At 70.6% G+C, this 19,783-nt stretch carries 16 protein-coding genes and 1 tRNA gene; 11 read left to right on the forward strand and 6 right to left on the reverse strand.

Features of this window, described 5'->3' with window-relative positions; genetic code table 11:
- Positions 1 to 115: 115 nt before the first annotated feature.
- Positions 116 to 3,721 carry a chromosome segregation protein SMC gene (gene smc, locus K8638_RS39790; RefSeq protein ID WP_223759974.1) on the reverse strand — a complete coding sequence of 1,202 codons (3,606 nt, stop codon included), beginning with the start codon at positions 3,719 to 3,721 and terminating at the stop codon, positions 116 to 118.
- 286 nt (positions 3,722 to 4,007) lie between these two features.
- On the opposite strand from smc, the gene K8638_RS39795 reads away from it, so the two are divergent.
- Positions 4,008 to 4,766, forward strand: a complete 759-nt coding sequence (locus K8638_RS39795) for a hypothetical protein (RefSeq protein ID WP_223759975.1) — start codon at positions 4,008 to 4,010, stop codon at positions 4,764 to 4,766.
- A gap of 1 nt (position 4,767) precedes the next feature.
- Here K8638_RS39795 and K8638_RS39800 read toward each other — a convergent pair whose 3' ends face one another.
- Entirely contained in the window at positions 4,768 to 6,192 is a 1,425-nt protein-coding gene (locus K8638_RS39800) for a hemolysin family protein (RefSeq protein ID WP_223759976.1), read from the reverse strand.
- 3 nt (positions 6,193 to 6,195) lie between these two features.
- Entirely contained in the window at positions 6,196 to 7,011 is an 816-nt protein-coding gene (locus K8638_RS39805) for a lipopolysaccharide assembly protein LapB (RefSeq protein ID WP_223759977.1), read from the reverse strand.
- Between the two features lie 63 nt (positions 7,012 to 7,074).
- Between K8638_RS39805 and K8638_RS39810 the strand changes: the two genes are divergently transcribed.
- Positions 7,075 to 8,304 carry a CapA family protein gene (locus K8638_RS39810; RefSeq protein WP_223759978.1) on the forward strand — a complete coding sequence of 410 codons (1,230 nt, stop codon included), beginning with the start codon at positions 7,075 to 7,077 and terminating at the stop codon, positions 8,302 to 8,304.
- Between the two features lie 8 nt (positions 8,305 to 8,312).
- Here K8638_RS39810 and K8638_RS44740 read toward each other — a convergent pair whose 3' ends face one another.
- Positions 8,313 to 8,435 (reverse strand): hypothetical protein, encoded by a 123-nt coding sequence (locus tag K8638_RS44740; protein ID WP_255663122.1) that lies wholly within the window; start codon positions 8,433 to 8,435, stop codon positions 8,313 to 8,315.
- 155 nt (positions 8,436 to 8,590) lie between these two features.
- Between K8638_RS44740 and prfA the strand changes: the two genes are divergently transcribed.
- The 4 genes from prfA (at position 8,591) to K8638_RS39830 (ending at position 12,388) form a co-directional block, all read left to right on the forward strand.
- Positions 8,591 to 9,688 (forward strand): peptide chain release factor 1, encoded by a 1,098-nt coding sequence (gene prfA / locus K8638_RS39815; RefSeq protein ID WP_223759979.1) that lies wholly within the window; start codon positions 8,591 to 8,593, stop codon positions 9,686 to 9,688.
- Positions 9,685 to 10,569, forward strand: coding sequence for a peptide chain release factor N(5)-glutamine methyltransferase (gene prmC, locus K8638_RS39820; protein ID WP_223759980.1), 885 nt, complete (start codon positions 9,685 to 9,687; stop codon positions 10,567 to 10,569). Before prfA ends, prmC begins: the two co-directional genes overlap by 4 nt.
- Positions 10,570 to 10,583: 14 nt before the next feature.
- The gene (gene murA / locus K8638_RS39825; protein ID WP_223759981.1) at positions 10,584 to 11,855 is read left to right on the forward strand and encodes a UDP-N-acetylglucosamine 1-carboxyvinyltransferase; all 1,272 of its coding nucleotides are present in this window, start codon (positions 10,584 to 10,586) and stop codon (positions 11,853 to 11,855) included.
- A 143-nt stretch (positions 11,856 to 11,998) separates the two neighbouring features.
- Positions 11,999 to 12,388 carry a zf-TFIIB domain-containing protein gene (locus K8638_RS39830; RefSeq protein ID WP_223759982.1) on the forward strand — a complete coding sequence of 130 codons (390 nt, stop codon included), beginning with the start codon at positions 11,999 to 12,001 and terminating at the stop codon, positions 12,386 to 12,388.
- Between the two features lie 51 nt (positions 12,389 to 12,439).
- On the opposite strand, the gene K8638_RS39835 is transcribed toward K8638_RS39830, so the two are convergent.
- Complete coding sequence (locus K8638_RS39835; protein ID WP_223759983.1) at positions 12,440 to 13,279, reverse strand: discoidin domain-containing protein; 840 nt, start codon at positions 13,277 to 13,279, stop codon at positions 12,440 to 12,442.
- Positions 13,280 to 13,410: 131 nt separating this feature from the next.
- Between K8638_RS39835 and K8638_RS39840 the strand changes: the two genes are divergently transcribed.
- The 5 genes from K8638_RS39840 (at position 13,411) to K8638_RS39860 (ending at position 19,049) form a co-directional block, all read left to right on the forward strand.
- Positions 13,411 to 15,390, forward strand: coding sequence for an ABC transporter substrate-binding protein (locus K8638_RS39840; RefSeq protein ID WP_223759984.1), 1,980 nt, complete (start codon positions 13,411 to 13,413; stop codon positions 15,388 to 15,390).
- A gap of 60 nt (positions 15,391 to 15,450) precedes the next feature.
- A tRNA-Gly gene (locus tag K8638_RS39845) sits at positions 15,451 to 15,523 on the forward strand.
- Between the two features lie 249 nt (positions 15,524 to 15,772).
- Positions 15,773 to 16,444, forward strand: a complete 672-nt coding sequence (lepB, locus tag K8638_RS39850; protein WP_223759985.1) for a signal peptidase I — start codon at positions 15,773 to 15,775, stop codon at positions 16,442 to 16,444.
- A gap of 1,202 nt (positions 16,445 to 17,646) precedes the next feature.
- On the forward strand, positions 17,647 to 18,519 hold the full coding sequence (locus tag K8638_RS39855; RefSeq protein ID WP_223759986.1) for an alpha/beta hydrolase: 873 nt from the start codon (positions 17,647 to 17,649) through the stop codon (positions 18,517 to 18,519).
- Between the two features lie 212 nt (positions 18,520 to 18,731).
- Positions 18,732 to 19,049 (forward strand): hypothetical protein, encoded by a 318-nt coding sequence (locus tag K8638_RS39860; RefSeq protein ID WP_223759987.1) that lies wholly within the window; start codon positions 18,732 to 18,734, stop codon positions 19,047 to 19,049.
- Between the two features lie 9 nt (positions 19,050 to 19,058).
- Here K8638_RS39860 and K8638_RS39865 read toward each other — a convergent pair whose 3' ends face one another.
- The gene (locus K8638_RS39865; protein WP_223759988.1) at positions 19,059 to 19,601 is read right to left on the reverse strand and encodes a hypothetical protein; all 543 of its coding nucleotides are present in this window, start codon (positions 19,599 to 19,601) and stop codon (positions 19,059 to 19,061) included.
- Positions 19,602 to 19,783 lie beyond the last annotated feature (182 nt).

Consider the following 19,783-nt stretch of genomic DNA (forward strand, 5'->3'; position numbering starts at 1 on the left):
CGAAGGCGCGGGAGCCCGGAGTACCGGGGCCCGCGCCTTCCGTGTTTCAGGGGGGCTGATGCTTCCGGGGGGAGGCACCGGAAAAAGGCCCGGTGCCCCACCACCCGCGGAAGTCCTACGCGGCGGTGACCTTGTCGTCGTTGGCGGCGCCGGCCTCGCGCATGCGGACGCTGACGAGCTTGGAGATACCCGGCTCCTCCATGGTGACGCCGTAGAGGGTGTTGGAGACCTCCATGGTCCGCTTGTTGTGGGTGATGAGGATGAACTGCGACTGCTTGCTCATCTCCTTCACCATGTCGTTGTAGCGGCCCACGTTGCCCTCATCCAGCGGCGCGTCGACCTCGTCCAGGAGGCAGAAGGGCGTGGGCTTGATGAGGAAGATGCCGAAGATGAGGGCCACCGCGGTGAGGGCCTTCTCGCCGCCGGAGAGCAGGTTGACGCTCTGCAGCTTCTTGCCGGGCGGCTGGGCGACGATTTCCACGCCCGGCTCCGCGTTGGGCCCCTCGCCGTTGGTGAGCACCAGGCTGGCCCGCCCGCCGCCGAACAGGCGCGGGAAGATGGCCTGGAACTTCTCGTTCACCACGTCGAAGGTCTGCTTGAAGCGCTCGCGGCTGGTGGCGTCGATGCGCTGGATGGCCTCCTTGAGCTGCTCGATGGAGGACTGCAGGTCCTTCTTCTGCGCGTGGAGGAAGTCGTAGCGCTTGGACAGCTCCGCGTGCTCGTCGATGGCGGTGAGGTTGATTTCCCCCATCTTCTCCACCTGGGCGCGCAGGTCCTTCAGCTCGGCCTCCGTCTCCGGGGCCAGGGGCGGCAGCAGGTGGTAGCGGTGCAGCTCCAGCGCCAGGTCCACCTGGTGCCGCTCGCGGATGCCCGCCGCCAGGTGCTCCAGCTCCAGGGCAATCTCCCGCTCGCGCAGGGAGATTTGGGACAGGCCCTGCATCAGCTCGTCCACCCGGCCGCGCAGCTCGCGGAACTGCGTGTCCTGCTCGCGCACCTCGGCGGAGGCGGTGGTGTGCGCGGCGCGGCGGGCCTCCAGCCCCTCCGCGGCCAGCCGGTGCTCCTCGGCGCGCTGGGAGAGGCCGCCCTCCGTCTCGGTGATGCGGCGCTCCAGCTCCTCGGTGCGCGCGCCCCCCTCCTCCACGGTGACCCGCAGGCGGGTGATGCGCGTCTCCATGTCCTTGCGCTGGGTGACGAGGCTGTCCAGCTCCTTGCGCGCGGACTCGCCGCGCTCGCTGCCGGCGGCCACCTTGATGCGCAGGCCCGTCAGGTCGTTGTTGGCGGCCTCGGCGCGCTGCCGCAGCGACTCCTGCTCCGCGGCGAGCTGCTTCACGCGCTCCTCGCGGCCCTCGCGGTCCGCCTGGCCGTGCGCCACCTCGCCCCGGCTCGTCTCCTCCTCGTGGGCCAGCGCCGTCTGGCTCTGCGCGAGCTGGGCGTCCTCGGACTCCAGCGCCCGCAGCCGCTCACGCACCCGGGCCAGGTCCTCGCCCGCCTTGTGCAGGTCCTTCTCCTGGCTGGCGAGGTTGACCTCCTCGGCGTGCTGATTCTTGGCCAGCCCCTTGAGGACGCTCTCCGCGTGCCCCATCTGCTTCTGGAGCGTGTAGTGCCGGGTGAGGATTTCGTTGTAGCGCTCCTCCACCCGCGCCACCTCGGCGGCCAGCTCGGCGATTTCGCGCTTCTTCTGGAGCGCGCCCACCGCCGCGCCCTCGCGCTCACCACCGACGATGGTGCCGTCCGGGCGGAACACCTCGCCGTCCTGCGTGACGAGCGTGCACGCGGGCCCACCGGACTCCGCGTACGCCCGCGCGGTGGCGATGTCCTGGACGATGACCACGTCTCCCAGCAGGAGCTGCACGAGGGGACGCAGGGACTCCTCGCACGTCACCTCGCGGGGGGCATGGGCCAGCACGCCGGGGCGGCTGAAGTCCGGCTCCAGCGGGGGCGGCAGCGAGTCCAGCGCGGGCACCGGCAGGAAGCTGCCCCGGCCCTCCGCGTGGCCCTTGAGGTACTCCACCAGCTCCACGCCCTTGTCGCGGCTCTCGACGATGACGTGCTGGAGGCGCTCACCCAGGGCGGCCTCCACCGCGCGCTCGTAGCGCTGGGAGACGGTGATGACGTCCGACACGAGGCCGAAGATGCCCTGCTCACGGGCGGCCACGCCGGCGCGCGTCATCACCGCGCGCACGCCCCGGTCGAAGCCGTCGTAGTTCTTCTGGATGTCCTCCAGCGAGGCCAGGCGGCTGCGCTTGTCGCTCAGCTCCTCGCGCAGGGCGATGACCTGGATTTCGTTCTCCGTGAAGTCGGCGCGGGTACGGCTGAGCGCCTCCTCCTCCTGGCCCTTGCGCTCGGCCAGCTCCGCCGCGAGGTGGCGGGTGTCCTCCACCCGCTTCGCCACGTCGCCGCGCACCGCCTCCAGCTGGGCCTCCTGGGCGCGCAGCGTCTCCAGCTCACCCTGGAGCTTCGCCCGGCGCGTCTCCAAATCGGTGCGCTGGCGGGCGAGGTTGACGAGGTTGCTCTCGTGGTTGGCGAGGCGGCCGGCCACGGCCACCAGCCCGGCGCGCTCCTGCTCCAGGCGCAGCGCCACCTCCGTCTGGAGCTGGGACACGCGGCGCAGCTCCTCCTGCGCCACCTGCATCGCGACCTCGTCCTCCTTCCACGAGCCGGCGATGCCCGACAGCTCCGCCTCGCGCGCGGCCATGGCCTCGGCCATCTCCGCCTGCCGCGCCAGGAGCCCCTCCAGCTCCACCCTGGCCGCGGCCACGCGGGCGCGCGTCTCCTCCAAATCCCGCTTGCCGTACGACAGCTCCTGCGTGTCGCGCTGCACGCTGCTCTCCAGCGCGTGCACCTCGGCGGCCAGGGCCTGCAGGGCGGCGGCCTCGGCGTCCAGCTCCGTGCGGCGCCGGGTAATCGTCTCCTCCAGCTCCTTCACCCGGTCCAGGCTCTCGCGCTCCTCCGAGCCCAGGTTCTCCAGGCGGGACTTGAGGACCTGCTTCTCCGCCAGCAGCTCCAGGTGGCGGTGGGTGGCCGCGTGCAGGTCGATGTCCCGCATGCGCGCCTTGAGCTTCTTGTACTTCTCCGCCTTCTTCGCCTGGCGCGACAGCGTGTCGAGCCGCTTCTCCAGCTCGCTGGTGATGTCGGTGACACGCAGGAGGTTGGCCTCGGTGGCCTCCATCTTCCGTTCCGCGGCCTTGCGGCGGGCCTTGTACTTGGTGACGCCCGCGGCCTCCTCCAGCAGGTGGCGCCGGTCCTCCGGCTTGCTGGAGACGATGAGGCCCACGCGGCCCTGCTCGATGATGGAGTAGGCCTTGGTGCCCACGCCGGTGCCGAGGAACAGCTCGGTGATGTCCAGCAGGCGGCACTGCGTCTTGTTGATGAGGTACTCGGAGTCGCCGTTGCGGAACAGGCGCCGCGTCACCGTGACTTCGGAGAAGCCCTGGTACTGGGGCGCGAGCTGGTCCGTCTCGTCCACGAGGAAGGTGAGCGACACCTCCGCCATGGACAGCGGGGGCTTGTTCTCCGAGCCGTTGAAGATGACGTCCTCCATGCCACGGCCACGGAGGTTCTTCGCGCTCTGCTCGCCCATCACCCAGCGGATGGCGTCGACAACGTTCGACTTGCCACAGCCATTGGGACCGACGATGCCCGTGACGCCTTCATCGAACGTGAAGACGCTCCGCTCCATGAAGGATTTGAAGCCGGTGATGTCCAACCGCTTGATTCGCATTGCCAGCGGGCTCCTGGGGGACGCGCGGAGTACGAGGGAGAAAACGAGCGCGAGGCCGAAAAATCGGCCCCGGAACGATCGGCAGGAGTACCAGTCGCCCCCCGGGCGATCAAGCGTGACCATGCCTCAGGTGGCCATACGTTCGGCTGCTTGCCCTTCAGCGAAGCAGCCGTGGCCCCTGTCAGGTCGTCCCGTGGGGTTGCAAAGTGGGAACCCCACCCTACCTTCCAATTGATTTTTCCGGAGGTTGCCTACGTTCCAGCCCTTTCTTGCCCTGTCGCTCCTCATGGGAGCGTCCCCTACGCCGGAAGTAGCACCCCGGTCTGACACGGCGGCGGTCGAGTCCCCGGCCGCCTGCCCCCACCCCTACTTTCCGCTGGAGGACGGCCTCAAGCTGACCTACCGGGCAGGCAGGTCCTCGGAGCTGGTGCTGTCCACCCGGGGCGTCACGCCGGTGCCGGAGGGCCTGAAGGGCGTCGTCGCGGTGGACCTGAAGAGCCGGCACGGCGAGACGGAGGCCACCTGTACGCCGGAGGGCATCCGCACGGGCCTGGGCGGCCTGGAGGGCACGCTGCTGTCCGCGTCCGGCATGGACGTGCAGGTGGTGAGCGCGGAGGGCGTCGTCGTGCCCGCGCCGGCACGGATGGTGCCGGGGGGGACGTGGAAGAACAGCCTCTCCGTGAAGCTCCAGCCCCCCGCGGGGAAGACGGGCGGCATCCGGCCCACCATCGCCACCACGTTCGACAAGGAGGCCACGGTGGTGGGCGAGGAGGAGGTGACGGTGGCGGCCGGCACCTTCAAGGCGCTCAAGGTGAAGAACATCACCACGGCGCGCTCCAGCCGGCCCGGCGCGCAGGGGCGCTCCATGGAGAGCTTCCTCTGGTTCGCCCCCGGCGTGGGCATCATCAAGCTGGAGACCGCCGGCAGCACCGACCTGGAGCTGCTCAAGGTCGAGCGCGCGGAGGCCCCCAGGGCCGCGTCCGCCGCCGGAAAGGGCAAGCGGGTGAAGAAGGCCCTGGCGGAGAAGAAGGACCCGAAGGGCTGAGCTACGCCGACTCGTTCGAGGACGCCGGCGGCGTCTCCCCCGAGGCCGGGGACTCCGAGGACGGCGAGGCCGAAGCGTCGGGCGTGGCGCGTGCCGTGGTGGTGGTGGTTGCGCGCGACTGGGGCTCCACCGTCACGCGCACCACGCGCGGGCCGTCCACCTCCTCCACGAGGATGCGCCACATGTCGAGCTTGAGCGCGTCCCCCTTCTCCGGGACACGCCCCAGCCGGGCCATGAGGTAGCCGGCGATGGTCGTCACCTCGCCCTCCTCGTCCTCATCCAGGTCGAAGTTGACGTCCAGCCGCTCCTCGAGGTCGTCGAGCTGCGTGGTGCCCGGCAGCTCGAAGCGGCCGCCCGGCAGCGAGCGCACCTCCTCCACCCGCCGGCCCAGCTCGGCCACGTCGCCCACCACCTCGGCCACCACGTCGGCAATCGTCACCAGCCCGGACGTGCCGCCGTGCTCGTCCACCACCAGCGCCGTCTGCCGGCGCCTGCGGCGGAACTCCGCCAGCAGCTGCTCCAGCGTGGCGTGCTCCGGGATGAAGAGCACCGGCCGCTGCACCTGCGCCAGGCTGCGCAGCTCCCCGCGCGACAGCAGGAAGAAGAGGTCCTTCGCATTGACGACGCCTTCGACCTCGTCGAGGTTGCCGCGGCACACCGGCAGCCACGTGTGGCCCGCCGCGCGCGCGTCCGCGATGCACTTCTCCAGCGGCTCCTCGATGTCCAGGAACTTCACCTGGTTGCGCGGCACCATCACCTGCCGCGCCGTCTTCTGCGCCATCTCCAGCGCCCGCTCCAGCAGCTCCGCGCGCGCGGAGGTGATCGCGCCCGCCTGCGCCGAGCTGTGCAGGATGACGCGCAGCTCCTCCTCGCTGTGGGCCTCGTGCGCCTCGCCCACCGAGGTCAGGCCGAAGGCGCGCAGCACCCACGCCGCCAGCCCGTTGAGCAGGACGATGGCCGGGTAGAAGAGGAAGTAGAACGCCCGCATCGGCAGCGCGACGGCGAGCGTCGTGGCCTCCGCGCGTTGGATGGCCAGGCTCTTCGGCGCCAGCTCTCCGATGACGATGTGCAGGAAGGTGATGATGCTGAAGGCAATGACCACCGCCGCCGTGTGGGCCACCGTCGTGGCGGAGCCCTCCGGCACCAGTCCCACCAGCACCGGCTCCAGCAGCGCGGCGAAGGCCGGCTCACCCAGCCAGCCCAGCCCCAGCGACGCCAGGGTGATGCCGAACTGGGTGGCGGAGAGATACGCGTCCAGGTGCTCCACCATCTTCAGCGCGGTGGAGGCGCCCGGCGCGCCCTCGTCAACGAGGGCCTGCAGGCGCGTGGCGCGAATCTTCACGATGGCGAACTCGGTCGCCACGAAGAAGCCGTTGGCCAGCACCAACAGAAGCGCCAGCCCGAGGAAGACCCATTCCATTCCCATGGCTCAGAAGAGGGCTTCGAAGTCCGCGTCGCCCTTGAGCGAGTCGAACATGGGGTCCGTGGACAGCCACCCCAGGACCTTGGGCCGGTCCGCCGCCAGCGACTTCTGGAGGTACTGCACCGCGTCCTTCGGCCGCCCCCAGAGCGCGAACAGCGCCGCCAGGTTGTAGTTGAGCAGCAGGTCCTCCGGGTTGAGCGCCCGGGCCCGCTCGTACGCGCGCTCGGCCTCCGCGTAGAAGCCCTTCTGCGCGTAGCAGATGCCCAGGTCGAGCTGCGCCTCGAAGTTGTCCGGCTCCAGCCGCACCACTTCCTTCAGCTGGGTGATGGCGGAGCGGTAGTCGCCCTCGTCCATCATCAGCGCGGCCAGCTCGTGGCGGGGGAAGGCGTCCTGCGGATCCAGCTCAATCGCCGTCTGCAGCTCGCGCATGGCCTCCTCCACGCGGCCCTGGTCCGCGTAGGTGAGGCCGAGGTTGAGGTGCGCGTCCGGGTACTCCGGATCCAGCTCGATGGCCTCCTTGTATTCCTCCACCGCCATCTCCCCGGCGTGGGTGGAGAGGAAGCAGGCCAGGTTGTAGTGCGCGGTGGCGCTGTCCGGCTCCAGCTTCAGGGCGGTGAGGTACTCGGTGAGCGCCTCGCGGAAGAGCTTCTTCTCCGCGTAGACGGTGGCCAGGTTGTCGTGGGCGTGGGCGGAGCTCGGGTCCAGGTCGATGGCCTTCTTGAATTCCTTGATGGCCTCGTCGAGCCACCCCCGGTCCGCCAGCTCGATTCCACGAGTATTGTGCTCGTCGGAGAGCGCGATGTTGTCCTTTTCCCGGGCCATGGCAGCGCCGGGCAATCTACGCGCCGCCGAATCACGGGTGCAAGGTAGAGTTTCCCTCAGCCCATGCGCCACGCCGCCCTCCTGCTGCTCCTGTTCGCCGCCTGTCATCCGCGACCCGTGCCCCCGCCCGAGTCCCCCCCGACGCCGGAGCCCGGGCCGGCCGCCTCCCCTGCTCCGGACGCGGGCGCCGTCTCGCTCCCCGTCCCGCCGGACACCCTGGCCGGGGCACCGGACGCCGGCCCGCCCGCCCGCCCCATTACCCTGGTGGTGGGGGGCGACGTCACGCTGGGTCACAACCACCAGACGTACTTCGACCAGGAAGTGGCCAGGGGCCGCTCCCGCGAGGAGATGCTCGCGTACGGCTTCAAGGAGGTGAAGGCGCTGGGTGACGCGTCGGACCTCTTCGTCATCAACCTGGAGTGCCCCTTCACCGAGGGCGGGGAGAAGCTGCCCAAGAACTTCAACTTCCGCGCGCGGCCGGAGCTGGTGGGCTCGTTGGTGGCCGGCGGGGTGGACGTGGTGAGCCTGGCCAACAACCACCTCATGGACTACGGCGCCCAGGGGCTGGTGGACACGCTGGTGACGCTGGAGGCGGCGCGGATTCCGTACTTCGGCGCGGGCCGCAACCTGGCCGAGGCGCGCCGCCCCGCCATCCTCACCGTGGGCGGCGTGCGCGTGGCGCTGCTGGGCTACTTCTTCCTCGGCGAGCGCAACATCGAGCCGCCGCAGGTGTACGCCACGGAGACGACGCCGGGCGTGGCGGGGCACTTCTCGGACGTGGAGGTGATGGAGCGGATGCTGCGCGAGGACATCCTCGCCGCGAAGCAACAGGCGGACGTCGTCCTGCCCTTCTTCCACTGGGGCCGCGAGGGCACCTACTCCCCGGAGCCGTACCAGGTGCGCCTGGCCCACGCGGCGATTGAAGCCGGGGCCAGCGGCGTGCTGGGCAGCCACCCGCACGTGCTCCAGTCCATGGAGCTGTACCAGGGCGCGCCCGTCGTCTACTCGCTGGGGAACTTCGTCTTCGGAGGGAACTGGAACCCGCGGGACAAGCGCAGCGCGCTGTGGAAGGGCCGCTTCGGACCCGGCGGTTACCTCTCCAGCGAGGTGCTGCCGCTCAGGTCGGACCGCTATCCCGAGCGCCCCTTCCAGCCGGTGCCCGTGACGGGCGAGGCGGCGGAGGAGGTCATGCGGCTGCTGGCCGATTCGTCCAGGGCGGTGGACCGGATGCTGCCGGAGCTGGAGCCGTGGGCCCGCCCGCCTCCCTCCCCCGGGAGCCAAGGGAGGGAGTAGCCAGCGCGTCAGACCTTGTTGTTGGACTGGCCCTTCTTGGCGCGGCTGCGGCGGCGCTTGAGCTGGGACTTCCGGCCCTTGGCGCGGTTGGCGAGCTTCTTCTTGGAACGATTTCCCTTCTGGGCGGGCATGTGGAAGGACTCCGTGTAGGTGATGTGGAACCGACCGCCAGTGGCGGTGAAGGCGGCCCTTCTTTCATGCGACCGCCCGAACAGCCAAGGAATTTCTTGACTCCGCCCACCCTTGCCAGAGGGCGGCCAAAGGGGCAATACCCCCTGGAACGACGATGATTGACAAACTCGAAGACGTCGAGCGCCGGTTCGAGCGCCTCACCGCCGACCTGTCGAACCCCGACGTACTCGCCGACTCGGCGAGGCTTCAGAAGGTCTCCAAGGAGCGGGCGGGCCTGGAGAAGCTGGTGGACACCTTCCGCACCTACCGCAAGGTGCTGGCCGACCTGAACGAGGTCGAGGCCTGGCTGGGCAGCAGCGACCCGGACGAGAAGGCCTATGCCCGCGAGGCCCTGCCCGGCCTCAAGGAGCAGCGCGAGGAGCTGGAGGCCCAGCTCAAGATTCTCCTCCTGCCCAAGGACCCCAATGACGAGAAGAACGTCATCCTGGAGATCCGCGCCGGCGCGGGCGGCGACGAGGCGGCCCTGTTCGCCGAGGAGGTCATGCAGATGTACCTCCGGTACGCGGACAAGAAGGGCTGGAAGTCGGAAATCATCGACATGAGCGCGGGCAACGCGGGCGGCGTGAAGGACGTCACCGTGACGCTGTCCGGAGACGCCGTCTTCAGCCACATGAAGTACGAGTCCGGCGTGCACCGCGTGCAGCGCGTGCCGGCCACCGAGACGCAGGGCCGCATCCACACCTCCACCATCACCGTCTCCGTGATGCCGGAGGCCGAGGACGTGGACGTGCAGATCAACCCGGCGGACATCGAGATGCAGGTGATGCGCTCCACGGGCTCGGGCGGCCAGAGCGTCAACACCACGGACTCCGCGGTGCGCCTCATCCACCACCCGACGGGCATCGTGGTGAAGTGCCAGCAGGAGAAGAGCCAGCTGAAGAACCGCACCATGGCCATGCGCATGCTGCGGGCGAAGCTGTACGAAATCGAGCAGGAGCGCATCCGCAACGAGCGCGACTCCGCGCGCCGCGCCCAGGTGGGCACCGGCGACCGCAGCGAGAAGATCCGCACCTACAACTTCCCGCAGGACCGGCTGACGGACCACCGCATCGGCCTCACCGTGCACAACCTGCCGGGCATCATGTCGGGCGGTGTCGAGGACGTCATCACCGCCTGCCGCACCTACTACCAGGCCGAGGCGCTCAAGGCGCAGACCGGCGGCGGCCCGAAGCCCGCCTCCTCCGACGCATGAGCAGCGAGACCTGGACCATCCGCAAGGTCCTCACCTGGACGACGCAGCACTTCGAGAAGCGGCAGGTGGACGCTCCCCGGCTCACCGCGGAGATCCTCCTGTCCCACGTGCTGAAGCTGGGCCGCGTCCGCTTGTACGTGGACCTGGACCGGCCCCTGTCCAAGGACGAGCTGGGCACCTTCCGCGGCCTCATCGAGCGGCGCCTGGCCGGCGAGCCCACGCAGTACCTCACCGGCGTGAAGGAGTTCTACAACCGCCCCTTCAAGGTGGACGCGCGGGTGCTGATTCCGCGGCCGGAGACGGAGCTGCTGGTGGAGGCGGCGCTGCGGATGCTGCCCAAGGACGCGCCGTCGCGGGCCCTGGACGTGTGCACGGGCTCGGGCTGCATCGCCATCAGCCTCGCGGCCGAGCGGCCGCAGGCCACCGTGGTGGCCACGGACCTGTCTCCGGACGCCTGCGCGCTGGCGAGGGAGAACGCGGAGGCCCTCAAGGTCTCCGACCGGCTGACGGTGCTGCAGGGCGACCTCTTCGCCCCCCTGCCGCCGGACGCGCCGCGCTTCCGGGTGGTGGTCTCCAACCCGCCCTACATCGACTCCGCCGAGATTCCGACCCTGTCCCCCGAGGTGCGGCGCGAGCCGAAGCTGGCGCTGGACGGGGGGGCGGACGGGCTCGTCGTCATCCGCCGGGTGGTGGCGGGTGCGCGGCGGTGGCTCGAGCCTGGCGGGCTCCTTGCAATGGAGATTGGGGAGACGCAGGGCCCGGCCGTCCTGGAGCTCCTGCGGGCGGCGGGTTACGCCGACGCGCGCGTGGAGAAGGACCTGGAGCGGCGGGAGCGCATGGCTTTTGGGACACAGCCCGTGGCTGACGGGCCACAGGGCTGAAGAAGCAGGGAACCATGGACAAAATTGTGATGAAGGGTGGCGCGGAGCTGCACGGAGAGGTGCAGGCGTCGGGCGCGAAGAACGCGGCGCTGCCCATCCTCGCCTCCGCGCTGCTGGCGGACGGCACCTCCACCTACCGCAACGTGCCGGACCTGGCGGACGTCTCCACCATGCTCAAGGTGCTGCGCACCATGGGCTGCGACGCGGAGCGGCTCACCGCCCGCAAGAAGGACATCTGCGAGGTGGGCGTCAACGGCCACATCCACCCGGAAGCGCCCTACGAGCTGGTGAAGACGATGCGCGCCAGCGTGCTGGTGCTGGGGCCGCTGGTGGCCCGCTTCGGCCGCGCCCGCGTGTCCATGCCGGGTGGGTGCGCCATCGGCGCGCGGCCCATCGACCAGCACCTCAAGGGGCTCAAGGCGCTGGGCGCGGACATCCACCTGACGGAAGGCTACGTGGAGGCCCGGGCGAAGCAGCTCAAGGGCGGCACCGTCAACTTCGACGTCATCACCGTCACCGGCACGGAGAACGTGATGATGGCGGCGGCGCTCGCCAAGGGCCGCACCATCATGGAGAACTGCGCCCGCGAGCCCGAGGTGGAGGAGCTGGCCCGGGTGCTCAACAAGATGGGCGCGCGGATTGAGGGCGCGGGCACGTCCGTCATCACCATCGACGGCGTGGACGGCCTCAAGCCCGTGGAGCACGCCATCCTCCCGGACCGGATTGAAGCGGGCACCCTGCTCGTCGCGGCGGCCATCTCCGGCGGCAACGTGCTGGTGAAGCACGCGGTGCCCGAGCACCTGGAGGCCGTGGTGGACAAGCTGCGCGAGGCGGGCTGCACGATTACGGCCGAAGGCAGCGGGCTGCGCTGCAAGGCGCCTCGCACGCTCAACGCGGTGAACATCACCACCACCGAGCACCCCGGCTTCCCCACCGACATGCAGGCCCAGCTCATGGCCCTGATGTGTGTCAGCAACGGGACATCCGTCATCAGTGAAAACATCTTCGAGAACCGCTTCATGCACGTGCCGGAGCTGCACCGGCTGGGGGCGGACATCACCATCCAGGGGCACACGGCGGTGGTGAAGGGGGTGAAGCAGCTGAGCGGGGCGCCGGTGATGGCGACGGACCTGCGGGCGAGCGCCTCCCTCATCCTCGCGGGCCTGCGGGCCGAGGGGCGCACGGAGGTCAGCCGCGTCTATCACCTGGACCGCGGCTACGAGCGCCTGGAGCGCAAGCTGCGGGGCCTGGGCGCGGACATCCGCCGGGTGAAGGCGAGGGCCTGAGAAGCGTCGAGGGGGCTGGCGAAGAGACGGCGCGTTGCCAACAGAAGCGGCGAGGCGGGTTGCATCCGAATTTTCGCACGACCTATCATTCTCCGAACCACTGGGGAGCACCCCTCCCCCACTGCAGGAGAATGACCCGTCCCATGGATTGCCCCAGCTGCAACGTCGAGATGGCCGATCTCGAGGGGGATGATCTGACGTTGCGAAAGTGTGGAGACTGCGGCGGACTCTGGATTGACGTCGCGGACCTGAACCGGGTCCTCCTCCACAACAACCTCCCCGGGCTGGAGAGCCAGGGCGGCAAGGTGGACGCGGAGGCGCTGACCGGTCAGTGCCCCGAGTGCCAGGTCGACCTCGTCCGAGTGGACGGAGGCGACCGCCAGCACCCGCTCCACTACGACACGTGTGAGTCGTGCGGCGGCATCTTCCTGGAGTCGGAATTCCAGGATGCCTCCGACGTGAAGGTGGCCGTGGAGGAAATCATCGTCTTCTTCCGCCACTTCAGCTCGAAGAAGAAGCTGGCCGCCCTCTAGGCGCCCGGCCCTCCCTGGGGCAGGCCGGGCGGTCCTCTCCGCCCTGCCCGCTCAGGGCTTGCCGCGGAATTCGCGGCCCCACTCCTCCGCCAGGGGTCCCTCCACTTCGAGCGAGGCCTCGGGCCCGCGTGTGCCCTCCTCCCCGGGCTTCAGGTGGCGCAGCGTCACCCGGCCGCGCTTCGGCACGTCCAGGGACAGTCGGGTTCCGGACAGGGTGTACGTACCGGTGACGGAGGTGGGCCCACCGCCCTCCAGGGGCTCCCGCGTATAGCGGAAGGTGCCGTCCAGGTAGAAGGACAGGAAGCTCTCCGGTGCCCCCTCCAGGCCTCCGAACCAGGTGCCCAGCAGCGGCGCCAGGCGCGCGTCGTGCTTCAGGCGAGGGGCCAGCCAGGTGCCGTTGAGGGCCTTGCCCCCGGAGTAGAAGACGAGGTCGGTGATGCAGACGGGGGCCTCGTCGCTGGCGCCCGGGAAGCGGGACACGACTTCCAGGATGAAGCGGGCCCCCGGCAGCGGCTGGCTGAGGCGCACCGCCTGGAGGCCGCGCTTGTCCTCCACGGTGACGCTGCGGGCGGCGTCCACGCTGGTGAGGGTGAGCTTCTTCACGCGGGCGTGGGCCTTGAATGCGGCGCGGTCCGTGCCGTCTCCCGTGTACACGCGGACCTCGTCCACGGTGACGGCGTCCTTGAAGCCGATGGTGATGGGGGCCGGGTCCTCGCCGGTGGCGCACCAGGCGGTGGTGTCCCGGCCGTCGAGCAGGTGGAGCGGCGTGTAGCGCTCCGGCTGGCTCTGGCGCTCCAGCCAGTCGTCGGCCTGGGCGTAGCCGGGAGGAGCGTTGGAGGCGGCGGAGGCGAGGTTTGCTAGCAGGAGTGGGGCGAGGAGCAGGCTTCGCATGGCGCCCCATCTTGGATCGCCTTCGGAGGCTCCTCCAATCGAGGATGAAAGCACCCGCGTGGGTGTTGGGGCGCTTGACACCGGGTCGCCGCCAGGAAGGATGGCGCCTGTTCCGCAAGGGAGAACGTGTGATGCGACGTTGGGGGTGGGGCTGTGTGCTGGCGGCCATGCTGGTCGCCTGCAAGGAGGACAAGACGCCGGTGGCCCCGGACGCGGGCCCCGTGGAGACGGGACCGGCCTCCCTCACCGAGAAGGAGCCCAATGAGCGGCCGGACCAGTCGCTCGAAATCACCCGGGACAGCACGGTGACGGCGGATCTGACGGCGCAGCCGAACAAGGCGGACGAGGACTGGTACCGGCTGGCCCCCTCCGCGGCCCGCGTGGCGGACGTCTCCGTGTCCGGGCTGCCCGGCGGCGACATCACCCTGGAGGTGTATGACCGGGACCGCAACCGGCTGGTCGCCATCAACAGCGAGGGCGAGGGCAAGCCGGAGCGCTTCCCCAACCTCTATGTCGAAGGCGAGCGCTGGGTGCGCGTGGTGCCCGCGCGCAAGGGCGTGGGCGGCGCCTACACCCTCGAGGTGCGGATGCGCCCGGCCAACGACGGCGAGGAGCGCGAGCCCAACGACAGGGCCGTGGACGCGCCAGGCCTGCCGCTGGGCCAGACGGTGACCGCCTTCCTGGGCCACGCCGGGGACGAGGACTGGTACCGCATCGAGCTGCCCGAGCCCGCCGGCGCGGAGGGCGCCACGCCCGCGCCGGGCACCCCGTCCGAGGGTGCCGCGCCGGCTCCCGCGGGTGAGGGCACCGCGCCGGCTCCGGGCGGCGAGGGTGCCGCGCCCGGCTCCGAGAGCGGTGGTGCCCAGGACACGCCGCCCTCCCCCACCCCGCAGGGCACGTTCGCCGGGGGCGAGCCTCCGCCCCCCGCTCCGGGTGGAGAGACTCCGCCCGCTCCAGGCGGCGAGGGGCAGCAGGCCCCGGGCGAGGTCGCTGGCGCGACGGCGGCCCAGGCCGCGACGCAGGCGGCGGACGCGGGCCCGGTGGTGCCGCCCGAGCCTCCGTCGGTGGCGCTGAAGATTGACCTGTCGGCGGTGGAGGGCGTGCGGCCCGAGGTGTCCGTGCTGTCCGCGGCGGAGGCGCCGCTGTTCACCCTGCGGGGCAAGGAGGGCGAGGCGCTGTCGCTGCGCAACATCGGCGTGCGCGCCACGGACCGCGTCGTCTACGTGGTGGTGAAGACGAGCTGGGTGGGCACGGGCAAGGAGGCCCGCCGCACCTTCAGCGCCACGACGCCGTACACGCTCACCGTGTCGCAGGAGGAGGCCGGCGCCAACGCGGAGCTGGAGCCCAACGACGAGCTCCACAAGGCCACGCCGCTGACGGCGGGCGGCTACCGCGAGGGCTTCCTGTCCCCGAAGGGTGAGCTGGACCACTTCGTGCTGAGGACGTCCGAGCCGGTGCTGGCCAAGGTGGAGCTGTCCGGCGTGGACCGGCTGGACCTGGTGCTGTCCATGGTGGAGCCCCCTCAGGGCGACGGCGAGAAGGAGACGGTGCTCCTGCGCGCCAACGACGGCGAGGTGAAGGAGCCCGAGCGCCTCAACAACGTGGCGTGCAGCGGGAGCTGCTGGTTCCGCGTGGAGGGCGCGTCGCGCAAGGTGGACGGCAAGTGGGTGAAGGACTTCGAGAACGCGGAGCAGCCCTACCGCATCAGCGTCACCACGGTGCCGGACAACGGCGGCGAGGAGCGTGAGCCCAACAACACCGCGGACCGGGGCCAGGACCTGACGCCGGGCAAGGCGGTGCGCGGGACGGTGTTCCCGGTGAAGGACACGGACTTCTACCGGTTGGACCTGTCGGACCGGCCCGTGCGCACGCCCATCCGGGCCACCCTGCTGGGCATCCTCAAGGTGGACGTGGGGCTGTACCTGCACCGTGTGCAGCCGGACGGGAAGCTGACGCTCGTGCAGACGGCCGACCGCGCCAAGGGCGACCAGCCGGAGAGCATCCGCTACAGCGCCGAGCCGGGCGTCTACGTCTTCGAGGTGCGTGACGCGAAGAACCGCGAGTCCAACTTCCAGGACGCCTATCAGCTCACCGTCGAAGAGGGGGAGTAGCCCGACACTTCCCGTTGACAAGGCACGGGCTGCCCCCTACTTTGGCGCCTGTCTCGCCTCGCGGTGGTAGCTCAGTTGGTAGAGCACGAGCTTCCCAAGCTCGGGGTCGCGGGTTCGAATCCCGTCCGCCGCTCACTCATAAAGGCCGGTAGCTCTTGAGGAAACTCGGGGCTACCGGCCTTCGTGTTTCCGGGCCTCGGGACGTCTTGCGGCACGGGTGCGGCAAACGGAGCGAAGCCGTCTCCCCGCCCCCCTCCCCGGCTCGCGCCCGCGGCGAAGAAGAAGGCGCCGAAGGCGAAGAGTGCCCGACCTGGCGGCAGGGCCCGGAAATAGGGGGAGCAGGCGAGCGTTGAGTCGCTGCCCCACTACCGGAGCGCGCCCCATGGCCGAGCAGTCCCCTTCCCCCACTCCCCGCTGGAAGCGCCACCTGCCGGACCTCGCCCTGCTGCTCTTCCTGCTGGTGGGGCGCGCCAGCTTCGCGGACCACTACCACGTGCCGTCGGGCTCCATGGAGCCGACGCTGGCGGTGAAGGACCACATCCTCGTGGACAAGCGCGCCTACGGGCTGCGCGTGCCGCTCACCGAGACCTGGCTCACCGAGCGCGAGCCCACCCGCGGCGACGTGGTGGTGTTCGCCCACCCGCGCACGGGCGAGACGATGGTGAAGCGCCTCGTCGGGCTTCCTGGAGACACCGTGGCCCTGGTGCAGGGGCGGCTCTGGCTCAACGGCGCCCCGGTGGCGCAGACGCTCGCCCAGGGCGTGCGGCGCGAGGCGCTGCCCGGTGCGCCCCACCCGCTCGCCCCCGAGGAGGACCAGGGCCCGGACTTCGGCCCGCTGCAGGTGCCCGCGGGCGAGTACCTCATGCTGGGCGACCACCGCGGCAACTCCGCCGACAGCCGCATGTGGGGCCTCGTGCCGCGCGCGAAGCTGCTCGGGCGCGCGCTGGCGGTGGTGTACAGCGCGCGCGACGGGCTCTCCGGCACCGAGCGGCTGTGGCTGCCGCTCACCCCGGGCAGCGAGGACCCCCGGCTGCTGGAGCCGCACGGGGACTGAGGGAGTCCGGTGGAGGGAGCCTCCGCGGGCCGCGGGGGGACGAAATGCCACGGTCCACCTGGCGGATGGCTTGGGGTGCCGAGGACCCTGCGAGTAGCCTGAGCGTACGCGGAATCGACCGCCTGCGAGGCAACTCATGGAGTCCGACTCCCTCAATCCGGCAAGCCTGCCCCCGGGGACATCCATCGGCCGGTGGCGCCTGCTGGAGCAGCCCCGGCCGGAGGCGCGTGGCAGTGCGAGGGAGATGGCCGAAGCGCTGGAGCAGGCCGCACGGAAAGCGGGGCCTGATGCGGATGTGCCTCTGTTCACCGGGGAGGAGGCGAGGCCCGCGGGCCTCTTTCCTCCAGTCCAACGCGTCACGGTGCGGCCACCTCCTCGCGTGGTGAGGTGGCCCCGGTTCGTGGCGGCCAGCCTCGGTGCCTCACTGGCCCTGGGCGCGGGAGCGCTGTGGAGCACGCGGTCCGTCGAGCCGCCCGAGAAGACGCACCTCGCGGAGGGGGAAGAGGCGAAGGATGGAGGCCCGGTCGCTCTCGGAGATGCCGCGCTGACGGCCCCAGTCACGCCCGAGGGAGCCCCCTCCATGTGGTCGGCCATCCGGGCTGAGTTGCCGCCGAAGCCCTTCCCAAGACAGCGCAGGCCCGATGGTGAAGGACGATGTTCCGGCAAGGGACTGGTCGCAATCAACGGCGGCTGCTGGGCGAAGTTGCTTGTGGAGCTGAAGGACTGCGAAGCCGCGGCCGGCGTTGTGTACAAGGGCGAGTGCTACGTCCCCGTCTGGGCACTGACACGCCCTCCCACCTCGGGACCCACGAATCGCGACGACACTCCATAGCCGGTAGGGCCGAGGCACCGGCCGCGGTGAGGAAGGCCATGCCCTGAGGCCACGTTCCCCCGGCTCGCCGACGTCTTTCATCGGAGCGCGTCCTCGCTGAGCATCAGGTGCATAGGGCGAATAGGAGGCCTGTTGGGGGTGAGGGCTGGAGCAGAGGGGCCGAGGAGGGCCGCTGACGGGTGGAGCCTGGGCTGAACGCCAGGCCGGTGGACAGAGCGTGCAGCCCCCGTGGAATGAACGTTCCTTCCACGCCCCACTGTTTCAGGGGCGCCCCGGGGCACGCGGGTCCCCGGGCGCGGTGTTCGATACCAGGCGCCTCTCCCAGCCCCGCTGGGCCGGGACGGAGCCGGGCGGTACGGTGTCACGGACCATGCCCCGCCTCGTGCGCCTCACCCTGACGTGCCTGCTGCTGCTCGGCCTCGGCGGGGCGGCCACGGGGGCGCTCACGGCGAGGAGCCTCACGCGCCGCGCCGCGCCGCGCTTCCCCGAGCCGCCGCCACCGGGCTGGGAGGCCGTCTCGCTCACCTCCGGTGACGGGACGCGATTGGGAGGCTGGCTACGGCGGGGAGACTCCGGCACTCCCTGTGTCCTCGCCCTCCATGGCAATGGCTCCAGCCGCACCGGCCTGCGTCACGTGCTCGACGTGCTGTCCGAGGACGGCACCTGCGTGCTCGCGCTGAGCCTGCGCGCGCACGGCGACTCCGACGGCGAGGTCAACGACTTCGGTTGGAGCGCCGCGCGGGACGTGAGGGCCGGCATCGACTTCCTCCAGCGGGAGCTCCCCGAGCGGCGGAGGCTCGTCTTCGGGACGTCGCTCGGCGCGGCGGCGGCGCTCTACGCGGCGCGGGACATGGGCACCCGGGTGGACGGTTACGCGCTGGAATCACCGTACCGGGATTTGCGGACGGCCGTCCGCAATCGGCTGCGCATGCGGCTGGGGCCCGCGGAGCCGCTCGCCTTCGCCACCCTGTGGCCATGGGGTGCCGTCACCCTCCCCGTCGACCCCACGCTCCTGCGTCCGGTGGACGCCGCCCGGAGTGTGCCCGCGTCCGTGCCCGTGCTGCTGCTCGCTGGTGAGCGGGACGCCCATGCGCTCCCGGAGGAGGTCTCGGACATCGCCGCCAACGTGCCCGGCCCCGTGCGCCTCGAGCGTTTCGCGGGCGCGGTCCACGGAAGGCTCCAGTCGGCCGACCCGGAGCGCTACCACGCGCTCCTGCGCTCCTTCGTCGCCGGGCGCCGCTGAGCCCTCCATGCTCCCCCTGCCTCGCCGACGCATCCACCCTCCGCCGGGGCCTCCATCGCCCCTCGCGGGACGGGACCTCGCGCGGTGTGCAGGTCCACGCCCGCCATCGTCTGGAGCGTGCTGCTCGACCTCTCCACCGGCCCGGCTCACAGCCCGCGTGTCACCCGTCCGTGGCCATCCCCGGCCCCTACCCGTCCTATGCTCCGTGGTCCATGGCCCCCATCGCTCCGCTTGGCAAACCTCGTGCGCTCGCGCTCATTCGCGCGGGCAAACTGCCGTTCACCTTTGGCTCGCCGCATCCCACCGTTGCCGTCGTCGAGCAGGACGGCGTCTTCCGGGTGCGAGAGCTCGTCGTGGATGCCGCCGAAGCCGCCACGGCCGCCAATGCCGCCAGGGAGGCGCGCGGCATCTGGACGCCGGAGCAGCACTACGCGCTCGGCAAGCCGGCCGGGCGCGTGTTCCTCGAAGCGCCCACGCGCGACGAACTTGCCGAGAAGCTCGAAGCATACCCATGGCCGCGGGACTGGTGACTCCACGGGCTACTTCGCCCGCTCACCCTTCAGCTCCGCCATCTCGTCCACGACCTCCCCCACCTTGAGGACCTCGTATTGAGGGTGGTCGCTCGGGAACGGCGCCTTCTCTCCGTAGCGAGCCTCGAGCCAGAGCGCGCAGCGGGTCGCATCGCGCCCGCACTGCTGCGCAATCCGCTCGCTCAGGGGCACCCCGAGCGCCAGGTCCGTCACGTGGAGCTCGGGGGCTTGCGACGGCGCGGAGTCCCTCTCCCGGACCAGCACGGCCCGGGGCCCACCCGAACACTCGATGCCGACGCCGCGGTGGCCGAGGTCGTACCAATCGATGGATGAACGATACGACGCAGCGAATCTGCCCCAGGGTAATGACCAGCAAGAATCGCTCAGAGAGTCCGGCTCGGCCGCCTCGATGCGCCGGCCCAGCACCTGGCTCATGAGGGCAGCAATCTCCTCACGGTTCGGCACGCAGGTGCTGAGCTCGAAGGTGCCATGGGCGAGCCGGTCCTCCGTCAACGCGATGGCGGCCACCTCGGCGACATCGCGATGGTCCACGCGCGAGACTCGCGCGGCCCTCGGGATTTCGAGCGCTGAGGCCCGAGGCGGACATTGGCCCAGTGAGAATCCACCGGACTGGCCCGGCCGGCGGGCCAGCACCTGTCTAAACAGCTTCGGGAAATTAGCTAAAGGTGAAGGCCGGCATGCTCAAAGGACGAGCGAAGTTGATTCGTTCGGTG

It is taken from the genome of Myxococcus sp. RHSTA-1-4 (assembly GCF_020037125.1).
Lineage (GTDB): Bacteria > Myxococcota > Myxococcia > Myxococcales > Myxococcaceae > Myxococcus.

What these genes read in the sequence shown, in the direction of transcription:
- K8638_RS39835 (WP_223759983.1), bottom strand. Translation starts at nt 13,279, where the DNA reads ATGCGAAGCCTGCTCCTCGCCCCACTCCTGCTAGCAAACCTCGCCTCC.
- K8638_RS39795 (WP_223759975.1), top strand. Translation starts at nt 4,008, where the DNA reads ATGGGAGCGTCCCCTACGCCGGAAGTAGCACCCCGGTCTGACACGGCG.
- murA (WP_223759981.1), top strand. Translation starts at nt 10,584, where the DNA reads ATGGACAAAATTGTGATGAAGGGTGGCGCGGAGCTGCACGGAGAGGTG.
- smc (WP_223759974.1), bottom strand. Translation starts at nt 3,721, where the DNA reads ATGCGAATCAAGCGGTTGGACATCACCGGCTTCAAATCCTTCATGGAG.
- K8638_RS39855 (WP_223759986.1), top strand. Translation starts at nt 17,647, where the DNA reads ATGCCCCGCCTCGTGCGCCTCACCCTGACGTGCCTGCTGCTGCTCGGC.
- prmC (WP_223759980.1), top strand. Translation starts at nt 9,685, where the DNA reads ATGAGCAGCGAGACCTGGACCATCCGCAAGGTCCTCACCTGGACGACG.
- lepB (WP_223759985.1), top strand. Translation starts at nt 15,773, where the DNA reads ATGGCCGAGCAGTCCCCTTCCCCCACTCCCCGCTGGAAGCGCCACCTG.
- prfA (WP_223759979.1), top strand. Translation starts at nt 8,591, where the DNA reads ATGATTGACAAACTCGAAGACGTCGAGCGCCGGTTCGAGCGCCTCACC.
- K8638_RS44740 (WP_255663122.1), bottom strand. Translation starts at nt 8,435, where the DNA reads ATGCCCGCCCAGAAGGGAAATCGTTCCAAGAAGAAGCTCGCCAACCGC.
- K8638_RS39860 (WP_223759987.1), top strand. Translation starts at nt 18,732, where the DNA reads ATGGCCCCCATCGCTCCGCTTGGCAAACCTCGTGCGCTCGCGCTCATT.
- K8638_RS39805 (WP_223759977.1), bottom strand. Translation starts at nt 7,011, where the DNA reads ATGGCCCGGGAAAAGGACAACATCGCGCTCTCCGACGAGCACAATACT.
- K8638_RS39840 (WP_223759984.1), top strand. Translation starts at nt 13,411, where the DNA reads ATGCGACGTTGGGGGTGGGGCTGTGTGCTGGCGGCCATGCTGGTCGCC.
- K8638_RS39810 (WP_223759978.1), top strand. Translation starts at nt 7,075, where the DNA reads ATGCGCCACGCCGCCCTCCTGCTGCTCCTGTTCGCCGCCTGTCATCCG.
- K8638_RS39830 (WP_223759982.1), top strand. Translation starts at nt 11,999, where the DNA reads ATGGATTGCCCCAGCTGCAACGTCGAGATGGCCGATCTCGAGGGGGAT.
- K8638_RS39800 (WP_223759976.1), bottom strand. Translation starts at nt 6,192, where the DNA reads ATGGGAATGGAATGGGTCTTCCTCGGGCTGGCGCTTCTGTTGGTGCTG.